The sequence below is a fragment of the Georgenia sp. X1117 genome (assembly GCF_057784635.1).
This window is the reverse complement of record NZ_CM173492.1, coordinates 1,853,504-1,870,456: the sequence shown is the minus strand read 5'-3', so window position 1 is coordinate 1,870,456 and position 16,953 is coordinate 1,853,504. Positions and strand designations below refer to the sequence as shown.

General features: G+C 73.0%; 10 protein-coding genes and 1 tRNA gene. 8 read left to right on the top strand and 3 right to left on the bottom strand.

Features of this window, described 5'->3' with window-relative positions:
• Positions 1-2: 2 nt before the first annotated feature.
• From AC3D3D_RS08570 to AC3D3D_RS08560, 3 genes are read right to left on the bottom strand one after another with little or no spacing between them, the layout of a single operon-like run.
• Positions 3-1,343, bottom strand: coding sequence for a PP2C family protein-serine/threonine phosphatase (locus tag AC3D3D_RS08570; protein ID WP_463662796.1), 1,341 nt, complete (start codon positions 1,341-1,343; stop codon positions 3-5).
• Positions 1,344-1,346: 3 nt separating this feature from the next.
• Entirely contained in the window at positions 1,347-1,847 is a 501-nt protein-coding gene (locus AC3D3D_RS08565) for an FHA domain-containing protein FhaB/FipA (RefSeq protein ID WP_463662795.1), read from the bottom strand.
• Between the two features lie 4 nt (positions 1,848-1,851).
• Entirely contained in the window at positions 1,852-2,550 is a 699-nt protein-coding gene (locus AC3D3D_RS08560) for an FHA domain-containing protein (RefSeq protein WP_463662794.1), read from the bottom strand.
• A 242-nt stretch (positions 2,551-2,792) separates the two neighbouring features.
• On the opposite strand from AC3D3D_RS08560, the gene AC3D3D_RS08555 reads away from it, so the two are divergent.
• The 8 genes from AC3D3D_RS08555 to AC3D3D_RS08520 all read left to right on the top strand — a co-directional run bounded on the left by AC3D3D_RS08555 (position 2,793) and on the right by AC3D3D_RS08520 (position 16,899).
• Positions 2,793-5,189 (top strand): LuxR C-terminal-related transcriptional regulator, encoded by a 2,397-nt coding sequence (locus AC3D3D_RS08555; protein WP_463662793.1) that lies wholly within the window; start codon positions 2,793-2,795, stop codon positions 5,187-5,189.
• Positions 5,190-5,372: 183 nt separating this feature from the next.
• Positions 5,373-10,988 carry a DUF7507 domain-containing protein gene (locus AC3D3D_RS08550; RefSeq protein WP_488511869.1) on the top strand — a complete coding sequence of 1,872 codons (5,616 nt, stop codon included), beginning with the start codon at positions 5,373-5,375 and terminating at the stop codon, positions 10,986-10,988.
• A gap of 179 nt (positions 10,989-11,167) precedes the next feature.
• On the top strand, positions 11,168-13,633 hold the full coding sequence (locus tag AC3D3D_RS08545) for a phosphoketolase family protein (RefSeq protein ID WP_463663201.1): 2,466 nt from the start codon (positions 11,168-11,170) through the stop codon (positions 13,631-13,633).
• A 185-nt stretch (positions 13,634-13,818) separates the two neighbouring features.
• A tRNA-Leu gene (locus AC3D3D_RS08540) sits at positions 13,819-13,902 on the top strand.
• A gap of 149 nt (positions 13,903-14,051) precedes the next feature.
• A complete protein-coding gene (locus tag AC3D3D_RS08535) occupies positions 14,052-14,681 on the top strand; it encodes a hypothetical protein (protein ID WP_463663200.1) in 630 nt (209 codons plus the stop codon).
• Positions 14,682-14,793: 112 nt separating this feature from the next.
• A complete protein-coding gene (locus AC3D3D_RS08530) occupies positions 14,794-15,696 on the top strand; it encodes a phosphotransferase (protein ID WP_463663199.1) in 903 nt (300 codons plus the stop codon).
• A gap of 61 nt (positions 15,697-15,757) precedes the next feature.
• Complete coding sequence (locus tag AC3D3D_RS08525) at positions 15,758-16,150, top strand: ankyrin repeat domain-containing protein (protein WP_463663198.1); 393 nt, start codon at positions 15,758-15,760, stop codon at positions 16,148-16,150.
• Between the two features lie 113 nt (positions 16,151-16,263).
• Positions 16,264-16,899 carry a hypothetical protein gene (locus AC3D3D_RS08520; RefSeq protein ID WP_463663197.1) on the top strand — a complete coding sequence of 212 codons (636 nt, stop codon included), beginning with the start codon at positions 16,264-16,266 and terminating at the stop codon, positions 16,897-16,899.
• Positions 16,900-16,953 lie beyond the last annotated feature (54 nt).

The window sequence follows — 16,953 nt, the reverse complement described above, 5'->3', positions numbered from 1 at the left end:
CCTCACGGTGACCCGTCGCCCAGCAGGGGGCTCCGCAGGGCCGGCGGGAGCTCGGTCACGGACTCCGAAGGCGACTCGGAGCCGGACTCGGACGGCGACTCCGAGGGAGACTCGGACGGCGACTCCTCGGGCACGATCGACTCGCGCAGGTTGTCCACCACCGCGCGGGCGCCCTCGAGCGAGCCCCGGGTCACCGGGGAGTCCAGGCGCTGCTGGGCCAGGGGCGTGAGGTCGTCGATGCGCAGGTCGGTGCGCTCGTGCAGCTCGGAGAACCCGATGGGCCCGATGGTCTGCGGGATGCCGCGGTAGATCGCGACGTGGTCGCCCGACGGCGCGACGAAGTACTGCTGCTGGGTCCAGCTCCAGCCGGCGAACGCCCCGGCCACGAGGATGGCGAGCGCGCCGAGCGTGCCGAGCAGGACGCGGGGCAACCGCCGACGTCGCTTCCGGGGGGCCTCGGCCTCCTCCTCCTCGGCGCTCAGCAGCGCCGCGGCCCGCTCGGCGCTCGAGCCGCGCGCCACCCCGGGTCCGCCCGGGCCGCCGGCGGGCCGGTCCGCCGGGTTCTCGGCGGCCGCGCCGACCACCTGCGGGTCGGCCGCGGGCACCGAGGCGGCGGCGCTGGAGGGCAGGAAGTCGGCGACGACGCACGTGACGTTGTCCGGGGCACCGGCGCGCAGCGAGAGGTCGACGAGAGCCTGGGCGGTGGCACCCGGGTCCTCGGTCTCGCGCATCGTCTCGGTGATCGTGTCGTGGGAGACGACGCCGAACAGCCCGTCCGAGCACAGCAGCCAGCGGTCGCCGGGCTGGATCTCGCGCATCGACTCGTCGAGCTCGACCTCGCCGTCGGTGTCTCCCAGGGCGCGCAGGATCATGTTCCGCTGCGGATGGCGCTCGGCCTCCTCGCGGGTGAGGCGGCCGGTGGAGACGAGGTACTGCACGAACGTGTGGTCGGTGGTGACCTGCGTGAGCTCCCCGCCGCGAAGCAGGTAGGCGCGCGAGTCGCCGATGTGGACCATCGCCAGCTTGGTCCCGGTGCGCAGCAGCGCGATGCACGTGGTGCCCAGCCCCGCCAGGTCGGGGTCCGCCGTCGATCGGGCGACCAGGTCGGCGTGGGCGTCGGCGACGGCGCCGCGCAGCAGGCCGAGCAGCTCGTCGGCGCCGTGGTCGTCGTCGAGGGGGGCGAGGTGGGCGACCGCCACCGAGCTGGCGATGTCACCGCCGGCCGGCCCGCCCATGCCGTCGGCGAGCACGAGCAGGTGCTCCCCGGCGTAGCCGGAGTCCTGGTTGCTCGAGCGCAGCAGGCCGACGTCGGAGCGGGCGGCGAAGCGCGTGACGATCGGCACCCGCTACCTCCTCAGCTCGATGACGGTCTGCCCGATGCGCACGGGCACGCCCGAGGGCACCTGGACGGGGACGCCGATGCGCTGGCCGGCGAGCGTCGTGCCGTTGGTCGAGCCGAGGTCCTCGAGGAACCACTGTCCGTCCCGGGGGAAGAAGCGCGCGTGGCGGGAGGAGGCGTAGTCGTCCTCGAGGACGAGCGTGCACGACGCGGCGCGGCCCACGAGGATCGCCGAGCGGTGCAGCGGCACGCTCGTCCCGGTCAGCGGCCCCTCGGTGACCACCAGCCGGGTGGGGGTGTCCCTGCCGGGGGCGGGCCGCCCCGCCCCGGGGCCCGACGCCGCACCGCGGGCCGGTCGGCCACGGCCCGCCCTGGCGGAGCGGCCGGGACGGGGCGCCACCCGGGTGCCGAAGATGTCGTTGCGCAGCACGAGCACGGCGAGGACGACGAACAGCCACAGACCCGCCAGGTAGCCCAGGCGGAGCAGGGTGACGACGAGCTCGTTCACGCCCTCAGACCTCGTCCTCGCCGGTCCAGAACATGATCCGCGAGCGCCCCATCGTGATCGTGTTGCCGTCGACCAGGGTGGCCGCGGTGATCTTGTGCCCCTCGACGAAGGTGCCGTTGGTCGAGCCCAGGTCGGTGGCGATGACGCCCTGCGGGCCCACCGTGATCTCCAGGTGCCTGCGCGAGACCCCGGTGTCGTCGAGGACGATGTCGGACTCCGAGCCGCGGCCGAGCACGGTGACCGGCCCGGTGAGCAGGTACCGGCGGCCGTCGATGTCGAGGATCGGGTGGGCGGCGGAGGCGGTCGCCGCGGCGGCCGGGGCGACGGCACCGCGTCGGGTCGCCGAGCGCACCTGGATGCGCCCGGTGTGCAGGCTCGGGTTCTCCACGAAGTCGACCTCGACGGGGCCGACGAAGCTGTAGGACTGGGAGGTCGCGTGGTCGGTCGCCGCGGCGGTGATCTCGCCGGCGAGCGTGTCGTGGCCCCACTCCCGCACGCGGGACAGGTCCCCGGGGCCCAGCTCGACGTGGAACTCGTTGGGCGCCACCGTGCGGTCGCGGGTGAGCGTGGCGGCACGCTCGTCCATCTCGCGGCGGACGGCGGAGGCGATCTCGATGGGCTTGACCTCGGACCGGAAGGCCTTGGAGAACGCGCTGGACACCACGTTCTCCACGCCCTTCTCGAATCGGTCGAGGATGCCCATCGGTGCGGTGCTCCTTGGTGGTCAGCTGGTGTGCGTCGGCGCGGCCGGTCGGCCCGGGACGCGGGTACCTCCGGAGATGGTAACGACCCGGAGGATCGGGGCGGGACGCCACCCCGGGGAGATGGACCACCCGTGGGTCGTCTCAGGGGGACGGATCGGCAGGTCGCAGCGCCGGGGCGCCGGGGGCGCGGACCGGTCTCCTTCCCCTCCCGCACCAGGCAGGACGTCGCTATCGTGGGGCGGTGCCTCCGAACCTCGTGCCACCGTCGGCCGAGGGGTCGGGTGACCCTCCGCACCTGCGGCAGGGGTCGGTGGCGCACCTCCGCCCGGGGGCGTTCGCCCGCGCGGCAGCACCGGCGGCCCCGCGCGACCCGCTCGGCTGGGTCGAGCCGCCGGGGCTGCTTCCGATGCTCTCCGGCCTGCACGCAGTGGTGGCGGTGGTCGGCCCGCACGGGTCGGGGCGGACCTCGGCGCTGGCCGCCTGGGCCCGCGGCCGCACGGACGTCCGCTGGAGCCGCGGCGAGGTGCCGGAGGCGAGGGCGGGGTTCGTCGTCGTCGACGACGCCGACGACCTGAGCGAGCAGCAGTGGTCGCAGCTGCGCCGCGCGATCGACCATCACCCAGAGCTGCGGCTGCGGTTCTCCGTGCGCTCGACCAGGCACCTGCCCCGCTGGTGGGACATCGAGGTGTTCGACGAGCTCTACCTGGGGATCGACGAGATCGCCCGCCTCCTCGTCGAGCAGGGCTCGCTCGCCGACCCGACCACCGTGCACGGGGGGGGGACGCGTGGTCACGCCGGGGCGGTCCGTCTCGTCGCGCGCGCGGGCGTGACCACCCGGCGTGGGATGGCTGCGGTCCTCCAGCGCGCGCCCGGCCCCGGCGAGCTCGACCCGGCTCACGCCGTGCTCGCAGCGCCGCGGTGGCTCACCGAGGAGCTGGTGGTCGAGCTCGGCGGGCCGGAGACGTTTCTCGACGAGGCCGAGCGCGCGGGTCTGGGACGCTGGACCGGCGGATTCGACGCACCGGTGTTCCAGCTGCACCCGGTCGTGCGCCGACGGGCACGGGCGCAGATCGAGCTGCCCCTCGAGAGGCGGTTCGCGGTCCGGGCGACGGCGGCCCAGGCCCTGCTCGGGCACCGCGCGGCGCTCCCCGCGCTCGAGGAGGCGGTCGCGGCCCACCGGCTCGACCTCGCCTGGGAGGCGCTGCTCGTCGGGGGACTGGACCTGTGGTCGATCCAGGAGCGCGAGCTCGCGGCGCTCCTGTCGGGCATCCCCCGCGGGGAGATGGCCAGGTACCCGGGGATCGCCGCTGTCAACGCCATGGTGCTGTACCACGTCGGCGGCCGCAGGTCCGCGGCGCTCGACCTCTCCACGGCCATGATCGGTGGGCTGGGATCGATCGGGTCGTCGACGAACGTGATCTCCTACAAGGTGCTCGCCCGGTTCCTCGAGGCTGGGCTGCAGCGAGTGTGGGCGCTCGGCGACGGCGGGGTGGCGAACGGTCGCAGGGCCGTGCAGCTCATGGAGCGCATGACGTCGGACGACTGGCGCACGCTCGGTGGCCTGGACGGGCTTACGCACGCGGGCATCGCCCTCACGCTCATGTACGGCGGCGAGCTCGCCGAGGCCCGCGCGGAGGTCCGCCGTGCGCTCGAGTCCGACAACTCCTCGTCGTCGGAGCTCCTCGCCCTGGGGGTCGGCACCGTGTCCGACGCCCTGGCGGGCCGCCTCACCGCCGCCGACGAGTGGATCGAACGTGCGGGACGCCGCTCGTGGCCGGCCGCGCTCCTCGACTCCCATGCCGGGCACCTGCTACGGATCGGCCGCGCCTGGGCCGCGCTCGAGCGGGACGAGCTCGACCAGGCCCATCTCGACCTCGAGCCGCTCGCCGCGGTCGAGGGCACGACCGAGCACTGGATCCTGCTCGCGCGCGTGCGGGCGCTCGCCGACATCCGCTCGGGCCGCCCGATCGAGGGCCTCGAGCGGTTCCGGGCGACGTTGGCTCTGCGTCGGGACCGGGCGACGGCGCGGCGCCGCCTCCACCGGCTGCTGCTGGTGACGGAGTGTGAGCTCCTGCTGGCCACCGAACAGCCCGCCGAGGCCGACGCGCTGCTTCCGGAACCGGGAGGGAACGTCGGGCTCACGCTCGCCGCTGCGCGGGTGGCCGTGGTCCGGGGAATGGATGAGCGGGCGCTCGCCCTGCTCGCCTCGGTCGCGGCGGAGCACCCGGCCGAGAGGGTGACGTCCGACGTCCTGGAGTCGATCCTTCTCGTGCGGGCCGGGCTGGCGGCCGAGGCGGCCGAGGTCGCGCAGCGCGCGGCCGGGGTGGCGACCGCGCACGGAGTGACGACCACGGTCGCCCTGCTGCCGCCGGGGGCCGCCGAGCACCTCCCCCCACCCTTCGACACCGTGCCCCGGCTTCTCCCGATGCCCGAACCTCTGCCGGATCTCACCGATCGCGAGCGGGTGATCCTGGGCGCACTGGTGCGCAGCTCGAACGTCACCCTCATCGCGGAGTCCCTTCACGTCTCCCCGAACACGGTGAAGTCGCAGCGCTCCTCGCTCTACCGCAAGCTCGGGGTCGCCACGCGCGAGGAGGCGCTCGCCCGCGGGCTCGCGCTCGGGCTGCTGCCCCGGTAGGGCACCCCCGCGACCGGCCGGGCTGAGTGCGCGGTCACACCCCGATCACGCGGTTTCGACGAGCCGGGGTGAAACCCGGGGTGAAAAACGTCGTGACGTCAGGGAGGACGGGGCTCTGCTTGCTACCATGAGGTCGTTATCGACCAGTGGTCGGTCCCCTCCCACCCCCCTCTAGGAGCCCCCGTGACGTCCCCTCGCGTCCACCGTCCCCCCAACCTGTTGCGCCGTGCGCTCACGGTCTTGCTGGCCGCCGTGCTCGTCCTCGTCGGAGCCGCCGGCCCAGCCGCGGCCGTCCGTTCGACGGTCGACCCTGCCCCCAACCCCCCGCTCGACCCTGCGGTGTGCACCCCGTCGATGGACCTGGCCATCAGCCTCGACCTGTCCAACTCGGTGACGGACCCGCAGCTGCAGCAGTCGCGGGACGGCGTCATCCAGCTGGTGGACGCCGTCCAGGGGTACCCGATCCGGCTCTCGATCCACAACTTCGCCACGAACGCACCCGCGACCGGTGCAGGCAGCAACCAGGCGCTCCCGCTGACCTCGGTGGACGACCGGGACACCATCGTCGATCACGTCAACGGGATCCGACGCCCGCAGAGCCAGCAGGGCGGCACGAACTGGGACGCCGCCTTCGAGGCACTGGCCTCGTCGTCGGAGACCTATGACGCCGCGGTGTTCGTGACCGACGGCAACCCCACGCAGTACACCACCGGCAGCGGTGGCATCGGCGGTCCGGGGAACTCGACCAACACTGCGACGATCACCGCCGCCGTGGAGTCGGCCAACGCCCTCAAGGCGACCGGCACCCGCGTCGTCGGCATCGGCGTGACGGACAACCTGTCCGGCTCCGCGCTCGCCGACTTCCACGACCACATGGGCCAGATCACCGGCCCGCAGGAGGACGACGACTACTACGCCTCCGGTTTCGCCGCGCTCGCCGCCACGCTCATCGAGATCGCCAACACCGGCTGTGCCACCATCGACCTCGTCAAGGAGGGCGAGCTCGAGGAGGGTGCCGTCGGCGAGGTCGGCGAGACCGTCGACTACAGCTTCGCCGCCACCAACACCGGCGACGTCACCCTCACCGACGTGCGGATCGACGACCCGCTGCCGGGCCTGTCCGACCTCACCTACACGTGGCCCGGCGCCGAGGGCGTGCTCGCCCCCGGTCAGACCGTGACCGCCACCGCCACCTACCAGCTGACCGAGGCCGATGTCTCCGCCGGCCAGGTCGACAACCTGGCCACCGCCAGCGGACAGCCCCCCGCCGGTTCCCGGGTGAGTGACGAGGACCCGGCCACGGTCGACATGCCCGACCCGGCACCCGCGATCACCCTGACCAAGACCGGCACCCTCGACGGACCCGGTGCCGTCGGCGACGTCGTCACCTACACCTTCGAGGTGACGAACACCGGCACCACCGCACTGACCGGCGTCGAGATCACCGACCCGCTCGAGGGACTCTCGGCCATCACGTACAGCAACTGGCCCGGCGCCCCGAACGTGCTGCAGCGAGGCGAGTCCGTCACCGCGACGGCCAGCTACACCCTCACCCAGGCCGACGTGAACCGTGGTTCCGTCGACAACACCGCCACCGTCGTCGGCACCTCGCCCGGTGGATCCACGGTCGACGACACCGCCTCGGAGAACGTCCCCACCACCGTGGGCACCGGCGAGATCACCCTGGCGAAGACCGGCGCGCTCGCCGACGACGCCGAGGGCGTCGCGGGCGACGAGGTCACCTACTCCTTCGCCGCCACCAACACCGGCAACGTCACGCTCACCGGCGTGACCATCACCGACCCGCTCGAGGGTCTGTCCGCGCTGAGCTACACCTGGCCCGGCGCCGAGGGCGTCCTCGAGCCCGGCGAGACGGTCCGCGCGACCGCCACCTACGCCCTCACCCAGGGCGACGTCACCGCCGGCGGCGTGGACAACACTGCCAACGCCGACGGCACCACACCCGCGGGTGACCCCGTCACCGACACCGATGACTGGTTCATCCCGGTCGACCACGACCCGGCGATCGCCATCGTCAAGTCTGGTGCGCTGGCCGACGGGGCCGCCGGCGTCGCCGGTGACCAGGTGGAGTACACCTTCGTCGTCGAGAACATCGGCAACGTCACGCTGACCGAGGTCACGCTGGCGGACCCGCTGCCGGGTCTGTCCGAGCTCACCTTCGGTGCGTGGCCGGGCGATGAGGGCGTGCTGGCCCCGGGTGACACGGTCACCGCGACGGCGACGTACGTCCTCACGCAGGCCGACGTCGACGCTGGTCAGGTCGACAACGTCGCCACGGCGACGGGTGTGCCCCCGACGGGCCCGGACGGCGAGGAGCCGGACCCGGTGACCGACGAGGACGAGGAGACCGTCCCGACGACGGAGGCCGACCCGGCGATCGTGCTGGTCAAGACCTCGGAGATCGCGACCGAGGTCGTGGCCGGTGACGAGATCGCCTACACGTTCACCGCGACCAACACGGGCAACGTCACCCTGACGGACGTGACGATCGAGGACCCGCTCCCGGGCCTCTCGGAGCTCGAGTACGGCACCTGGCCCAGCGGCGTCACCGGCGCCCTTGCCCCCGGCGAGTCGGTGACGGCGACGGCGACCTACGTGCTTACGCAGGTCGACATCGACCGCGGCGAGGTCGACAACGCCGCGCTCGCGACCGGCACCCCGCCGAGCCCGGACCCGGAGAACCCGTCCGAGCCCGTCGAGGACCCCGACGAGGAGACCACCCCCGTCCGCCACGACCCGGCAATCTCCGTCCTCAAGACGGGTGCGCTGGCCGACGGGGCCGCCGGCGTCGCCGGTGACCAGGTGGAGTACACCTTCGTCGTCGAGAACATCGGCAACGTCACGCTGACCGAGGTCACGCTGGCGGACCCGCTGCCGGGTCTGTCCGAGCTCACCTTCGGTGCGTGGCCGGGCGATGAGGGCGTGCTGGCCCCGGGTGACACGGTCACCGCGACGGCGACGTACGTCCTCACGCAGGCCGACGTCGACGCTGGTCAGGTCGACAACGTCGCCACGGCGACGGGTGTGCCCCCGACGGGCCCGGACGGCGAGGAGCCGGACCCGGTGACCGACGAGGACGAGGAGACCGTCCCGACGACGGAGGCCGACCCGGCGATCGTGCTGGTCAAGACCTCGGAGATCGCGACCGAGGTCGTGGCCGGTGACGAGATCGCCTACACGTTCACCGCGACCAACACGGGCAACGTCACCCTGACGGACGTGACGATCGAGGACCCGCTCCCGGGCCTCTCGGAGCTCGAGTACGGCACCTGGCCCAGCGGCGTCACCGGTGCTCTCGCCCCCGGCGAGTCGGTGGCGGCGACGGCGACCTACGTGCTCACGCAGGTCGACATCGACCGAGGTGAGGTGGCCAACGCCGCACTGGCGACGGGCACCCCGCCGAGCCCGGACCCGGACAACCCGTCCGACCCGGTCGAGGACCCGGACGAGGAGCTGACCCCGGTCCCGCAGGAGCCGGCGATCTCGGTCGCCAAGTCTGGTGCGCTGGCCGAGGACGCCACGGGCCTCGTGGGTGACGAGGTGACCTACACCTTCGTCGTCGAGAACACCGGCAACGTCACGCTGACCGAGGTCACGCTGGCGGACCCGCTGCCGGGTCTGTCCGAGCTCACCTTCGGTGCGTGGCCGGGCGTCGAAGGCTCGCTCGCGCCGGGCGAGTCGGTGACGGCGACGGCGACCTACGTGCTGACGCAGGCCGACGTCGATGCCGGGCAGGTCGACAACGTCGCCACGGCGACGGGTGTGCCCCCGACGGGCCCGGACGGCGAGGAGCCGGACCCGGTGACCGACGAGGACGAGGAGACCGTCCCGACGACGGAGGCCGACCCGGCGATCGTGCTGGAGAAGACCTCGGAGATCGCGACCGAGGTCGTGGCCGGCGACGAGGTGTCCTACACCTTCGTGGCCACGAACACGGGCAACGTGACGCTGACCGATGTGGTCGTCGTCGACGAGCTCGAGGGTCTGTCCGACCTGACGTACGACTGGCCGGGTGTGTCCGGGGTGCTGTCCCCGGGTGAGTCGGTCACGGCGACGGCGACCTACGTCCTCACGCAGGCCGACATCGACCGCGGCGAGGTGCACAACGCCGCGCTCGCGACCGGCAACCCACCGAGCCCGGACCCGGAGGACCCCTCCGAGCCCGTGGAGGATCCGGACGAGGAGAACACCCCGACCCCGCACGACCCGTCCATCGCCCTGGCGAAGGTCGGCTCCCTGGGCGACCAGGCCGGCGAGGTCGGTGACACCGTCACCTACGAGTTCACGGTCGAGAACACCGGCAACGTCACCCTGACGGATGTCGACGTCACCGATCCGCTCGAGGGCCTCTCCGAGGTCACCTTCGGCGACTGGCCGGGGATCGAGGGCACCCTCGCCCCCGGACAGACCGTCACCGCCACGGCGACGTACGTCCTCACGCAGGCCGACGTCGACGCTGGTCAGGTCGACAACGTCGCCACGGCGACGGGTGTGCCCCCGACGGGCCCCGACGGCGAGGAGCCGGACCCGGTGACCGACGAGGACGAGGAGACGGTCCCGACCACGGAGGCAGACCCGGCCATCGAGCTGGTCAAGACCAGCGAGCTGGCGAACGCGGACCGACCTGTCGTCGGTGACGAGGTGTCCTACACCTTCGTGGCCACGAACACGGGCAACGTGACGCTGACCGATGTGGTCGTCGTCGACGAGCTCGAGGGTCTGTCCGACCTGACGTACGACTGGCCGGGTGTGTCCGGGGTGCTGTCCCCGGGTGAGACGGTGACGGCGACGGCGACCTACGTCCTCACGCAGGCCGACGTCGACGCCGGTCAGGTCGTCAACCACGCCCTGGCCACCGGCACCCCGCCGAGCCCCGACCCGGAAAACCCGGAGGAGCCCGTCGAGGACCCGGACGAGGTGGTCACCCCCACCCCGGCCACGCCGTCGATCCACATCGTCAAGTCGGGCGTCGTCGAGGACGGCACGGTGAGCTACGAGCTCATCGTGGCCAACACCGGCAACGTCACGCTCGACGACGTGACGGTGACCGACCCCCTGCCGGGTCTGTCGGAGATCACCTTCGGCGAGTGGCCGGGCGTGCCCGGTGTGCTGGCCCCGGGCGAGTCCGTGAGTGCGTTCGCCACCTACGAGCTCACCCAGGCCGACATCGACGCCGGCGGTGTCGACAACACCGCCACGGCGACCGGTGTGCCGCCGGTCGGCCCGGACGGTGAGGTGCCCGAGCCGGTGACGGACGAGGACTCCTGGTTCACGCCGATGGACCCGGAGCCCGCGATCTCGCTGGTGAAGACGGGTGTGGTCAAGGACGGCACCGTCGGGTACCGCTTCGAGATCACCAACACCGGGAACGTCACTCTCACGGACGTCGTCGTCACCGACGAGCTCGAGGGCCTGTCCGAGATCAGCTACGACTGGCCGGGTGCGCCGGGCGTGCTGGCCCCGGGCGAGACGGCGATCGCGACCGCGACCTACGAGCCCACGGCGGACGACGTGGCGCGGGGGACCGTGGACAACACGGCCACCGCCCACGGCACCCCGCCCGGTGACGGGGACCCGGTCGAGGACGAGGACAGCGTGACGGTCACGGTCCCGGGTGGCACCACCCCGGCCCCTGCCCCGACGCCGCAGGTCCCCGCCGGCCCGCTGCCGGACACCGGTGCGGGTGCGGTGATGACCCTGCTGCTCGTCGCAGCCCTGCTCGTCGCTCTTGGGACCGGGGGCCTGGCGCTGCGTCGCCGGGCGACCGCCGGGGAGTGATCGAGCCTCAGCGGCCCGCGCGTCGCTGAGGGGCTTCACGCGGGCCCGGACGGGGGCCGGCAGCACAGCTGCCGGCCCCCGTCCGTCATCCCCGCACCACCGGCGGTCGAGCAGGGACCTGCCCGGCGGGCGCGCACCGACGGGTGGCGCGTCGTCCCCGGAGGCACCAGGCTGGTGGTATGGATCTCACCACCGGTACGACCGCCGAGAACGAGACCGCGACCTACCGGCTGGACGACGCCACCGTCGAGGCCGTCGACGCCTGGTGGCGCGCCGCCAACTACCTGGCCGTGGGCCAGATCTACCTCATGGACAACGCCCTGCTGGGCCGTCCGCTGGAGGCCGAGGACATCAAGCCCCGCCTGCTGGGGCACTGGGGCACCTCGCCGGGGCAGAACTTCCTCTACGCCCACCTCAACCACCAGATCATCAAGCGCGACCTCGACGCCATCTACCTCAGCGGACCCGGCCACGGCGGCCCGTCGCTCGTGGCGGCCGCCTGGCTCGAGGGCACGTACTCGGAGGTGTACTCGCACGTCGGCCCGGATGCCCGGGGTGTGCACGAGCTCTTCCGCCAGTTCTCCTTCCCCGGCGGCGTCCCCAGCCACGTCGCGCCAGAGACCCCGGGGTCCATCCACGAGGGCGGCGAGCTCGGTTACGTCCTCTCCCACGCCTACGGGGCGGCCTTCGACAACCCAGGCATGATCGCCGTGGCCGTCATCGGCGACGGCGAGGCGGAGACCGGCCCCCTGGCCACCGCCTGGCACTCCAACAAGTTCCTCGATCCGACCGTCGACGGCACCGTGCTGCCGATCCTCCACCTCAACGGCTACAAGATCGCCAACCCCACCCTGTTCGACCGCATCCCGAGGGACGAGCTCGAGGCGTTGCTCGTCGGCTACGGCCACCACCCGCACTTCTTCGAGGGCGGCTTCGACGACGAGGACCCCGCCGACACCCACCGGCGCTTCGGCGCGCTGCTCGCCACCGTCCTCGACGAGATCGCCGACATCCGCGCCCGCGCCGCCGACGGCTCGCTGACCGAGCGGCCCCGCTGGCCGATGATCGTCTTCCGCACGCCGAAGGGCTGGACGGGCCCCAAGGAGATCGACGGCCAGCAGGTCGAGGGCACGTGGCGCAGCCACCAGGTCCCGATGAACCACGTGCGCGGCAACGCCGAGTACACGCGGCTCCTCGAGGACTGGATGCGCAGCTACCGGCCCGACGAGCTGTTCGACGACGAGGGCCGCATCGCCCAGACCGTCGCCCGCAACAACCCCGTCGGCACGCGACGGATGAGCGCCAACCCCCACGCCAACGGCGGCTCGCTCACCCGCGACCTCGACCTGCCCGACTTCCGCGACCACGCCGTCGACGTCCCCGCGCCCGGCGGCACCATGGGCGAGGCGACGCGCACCCTCGGCGCCTGGCTGGCGGAGGTGATCGAGCGCAACGCCACGAACTTCCGGGTCTTCGGTCCGGACGAGACGGCGTCGAACCGACTGTCGGCGACCGTCGACGTCGCGGGCAAGACCTGGCAGGGCGAGATCGTGGACACCGACGTCGACCTGTCCCGGACCGGGCGCGTGATGGAGGTGCTCTCCGAGCACCAGGTGCAGGGCTGGCTCGAGGGCTACCTGCTCACGGGCCGGCACGGCGTGCTCAACAGCTACGAGGCGTTCGTCCACATCGTCGACTCGATGTTCAACCAGCACGCGAAGTGGCTCGACGCCAGCCTGGACATCCCGTGGCGGGTGCCGATCCCCTCGCTCAACTACCTCCTGTCCTCGCACGTGTGGCGCCAGGACCACAACGGGTTCTCCCACCAGGACCCCGGCTTCCTCGACGTGGTGATGAACAAGACCGCCGACGTCACGCGCATCTACCTGCCGCCGGACGCCAACACCCTGCTGTCGACCTTCGACCACGTGCTGCGCAGCAAGGGGTACGTCAATGTCGTCGTCGCGGGGAAGCAGCCGAACCCGCAGTGGCTGACGATGGAGGAGGCCGAGCTGCACTGCGCCCGCGGCATCGGCATCTGGGACTGGGCCGGCACCGAGGTGGCGGGGGAGAAGCCCGACGTCGTCATCGGCTGCGCCGGCGACATCCCCACGATGGAGGCCATCGCCGCCGCGAGCCTGCTCGCCGAGCACCTGCCCGACCTGCGCGTCCGGGTGGTCAACGTCGTCGACCTCATGCGGCTGCAGGACGAGCGGGAGCACCCGCACGGGATGAGCCACCGCGACTTCGACGCCCTGTTCACGACCGACCGGCCGGTGATCTTCGCCTTCCACGGCTACCCGGCCCTCGTCCACCGGCTCACCTACCGGCGCACCAACCACCACAACATCCACGTGCGCGGATTCAAGGAGGAGGGCAGCACGACGACGCCCTTCGACATGCTCCGGGTCAACGACCTCGACCGCTACCGGCTCGCCGCCGACGTCATCGACCGCGTCCCCGGCCTCGCCGAGCGGGCCGCCGGGTTGCGTCAGGAGCTGCTCGACACCCGCGTGCGCGCGCGGAACTACGCGCGCACCCACGGCGAGGACCTGCCCGAGGTCGCCGAGTGGCGGTTCACGAACAGCCGCGGCGAGGAGGTGCGGCTCGGGTCGACCGACGACACCGGCGGGGACAACGACTGACGCCCGACGTCGCGGCGCAGCCGGGTGCGGCCCGCCGGGATTCCCGACGGCGGTCGCGGCCCCGGGTCGGGAGGACGCCGCCCTGCTCGTGGGCGGGATCACGGGCCCCGGCCCGGGATCCGGGGGCGGCGGCCGGATCCCGGGTGATATTGTCGTCCTCGCTGTTCTCCGCAGGAATGCGGCTCGCGCGAGTGGCGGAATTGGCAGACGCGCACGGTTCAGGTCCGTGTGCCCGAAAGGGCGTGGGGGTTCAAGTCCCCCTTCGCGCACGCGACGATAGGGCCCCTGACCTGGGATGATGTGTCCCGGGTCGGGGGCTTTTCGCGTCGGTGGGGCCGGAGGACGAGCTCGGGGCCGATGATCCTCGTGGTGCCCCGTGAGGCGATGCCCACCACCCGCCGTCTGGGACGATGGAGGCATGGCATCGCCCGCGCAGGCCGGCACTCGGCCGGCTCCCGAGTGGTTCGGATCGGCGGCCCGCGGCATCGCCTTCTTCCCGGTGATGATGAGCGCCTACGCCGTCCTCTACGCCGTCTGGTGGCCGTTCGCCTGGGGCTACGTCGGCGCCGGGGCGCTCGCGCTGGTGCTGGTCGCCGCGGTGCTCCTCGTGGTGCGGGGCGTGGCGCAGATCCGCCACGCCTCGTCGTTCCCGCACGTCCCGACGGCGGAGGACGAGCGCCTCGGCCGGGCGATGATGCAGCTCAACAGCGTGACGCACCCGATCTGGATCCTCGGCACGGTCGTGCTGCTCGTGCTCGGGCAGGGACGATGGGTGCTGCCGCTGATGGTGTTCGTCATCGGCGCGCACTTCCTGCCGATGGCCCGCATCCTCGGGCGCAGGATCGACTACCTGCTCGGGCCGGTCGCGATGGCCGGCGCAGTCGTCGCCGGGGTGCTCGCTCTCGACCCGCAGGTCTCGTGGCTCGTGGTGTTCGCCGTCGCGGGGACCGGCGGCACGGTGGCGACGCTGTCCTACGCGATCTACATGGCGCGCGCCTACCGGCGGCTCTGCGCACGGGCCGACGTGCCCTACCCGAGCGCCGGCTGAACGTTCCCGGGTGGGCCGGCGGATCGGCCGGCGTACCGATGACCGCCGTCCGGTGATCCCCCCGACGCCGAAAACATTGGCCGGCGCCCGACCGACGTCGCACGCTCGACGGATGAGCACCACCCCCGGCCACGTCCACGTCACGGCCGAGCAGGTCGCCGGGCTGATCGCGGACCAGGCGGTCGCCCACGCCGGGCTGCCCGTCAGCCGGCTCGACGCGGGCGGCACCGACCACGCGATCTTCCGCATCGGCGACACCCTCGCCGCCCGGTTCCCCCTCCGGGGTGACGACGTGGAAGTCGTCGGCCGACGAGTGCGTTCCCATCGCGCCGCGGGCGCCGAGCTACGCCTGGCGATCCCGTTCCCGGCACCCGAGCCGCTCATGGTCGGCGAGCCGGGCCGGGGCTACCCGTTGCCGTGGTTGCTCCAGACCTGGGTCGACGGTGAGCCTGCCGGACCGACGACGGCGTCCGGCTCCTCGGGCCTCGCCGACGACCTCGCGACCCTCGTCACTGCCCTGCGCCGATGGCCGACCCGCGGCCGACGGTTCACCGGCGGCGGGCGCGGAGGCCGGCTCGCCGATCACGACGACTGGGTCGCGACGTGCATCCGCCGGTCCGAGGGACTCCTCGACACGTCCGCCATGCGCCGGCTCTGGGCAGGATTTCGGCTGCTCGACCGGCCGGCCGAGGAGTCGATGTGCCACACGGACCTCATCCCGGGCAACGTGCTCGTCGCGGACGGCCGCCTCATCGGCGTGCTCGACGGCGGCGGGTTCGGGGCAGCGGACCCGGCGCTCGACCTCGTCGGCGCCTGGCACCTGCTCGACGACGCCCCGCGCGCACGTCTGCGCTCCGCCCTCGGCTCGGACGACGCCGAGTGGGAGCGTGGCAAGGCCTGGGCCTTCCAGCAGGCCGCCGGTGCCTACTGGTACTACCGCGGACGCGACCAGCGGATGGCGGACATGGGGCGTACGACCCTCGAGCGGCTCGGCGTCCGCGCGTCGCCCGCGTGACGACCTCCGTCATCCTCCCGACGCTTCGTGGCCCCCGCCCCGGCGCGCGTACGGTCGACCCATGACCGACAGCCACGAAACGGCACCCGACGACGAGGCCGTCGAGCTCGCCCACCAGCTCCTCGACCTCGCGCGCCAGGGCGAGGCCGAACGCCTTCTCACCTACGTCGACGCCGGTGCCCCGGCCGACCTCACCGGCCCCGGCGGCAACACCCTGCTCATGCTGGCCGCGTACCACGGGCACGCCGACCTCGTCCGGGCGCTCGCCGGGCGGGGCGCCGATGTCGACCGCCTCAACGACCGGGGCCAGTCCCCGCTGGCCGGCGCGCTGTTCAAGGGTGAGACCGACGTCGTCACCACCCTGCTCGACGCCGGGGCCGATCCCGACGCCGGGCAACCCTCGGCCCGCGCCACCGCCGAGATGTTCGGCCGCAGCGACCTGCTCGGGGGCTGAGCAGACACGCACGACAGGCGCGCGGCCGGGACCCGGGGCATCCCGGTCAGAACCTGCGCGACCCGGTGGCGTGAGTCACGAAAAGTCGGCGCCGGCTTGCTATCGTCGCCCCCATGGCATGGAACTGCGCAGTTCTGGTGGTCGAGGGAGCCGAGCCGACGGACCTGGCTGCGGTCGGCCTGGCACCGCAGGGGGAGAAGGTCCTCGGCGACCACGCGCTGAGCTCACGCTTCGCGGCCGAGGCCGGACCCGGCGTCGTCGCGGTGGGCCCGGTCGCCTCCGGCACCGTGGTCCTCGGCGAGCACTTCTCGCTGCTCGAGCTCGCCCTCACCGCCGCTCCCGCGCTGGGCCGCACCACCCGCATCGCCATGTTCGGGGGCGCCTCGGACATCTACCACTTCCAGGAGACCCACCCCGACGGCGCGGGCCGCGAGCTGCGCTCCGTGGCCGGGGAGCTCGACGCGGACTCCGGCGAGCCGCACCCGGCCGAGGCCGGGCTCGACCTCGACCCGCTCGACGAGGACGCCCTGATGAACCTGCTCGAGCGGACGACGGGCGTGACCTTCGACGACGCGCTGCTGTGGGCCGAGCTCGACCTGTACGGGCCGGCGCCCGCCGGTGGAGCCGGCCGGGGAGGCGGTCCTGGGACGGCAGGCGGGGCCGCCTCTGGGCAGGCGCCGTCGTCGGGTGATACCGGCCCTGGCCGGAAGCGACGCAGCCTGCTGGACCGGATCCTCGGCCGCCGCTGAGGCTCCCTCCGCGACTCCCGGTGGAGCCTCGCCGGAGGGGCGGGGCGAGCCAAC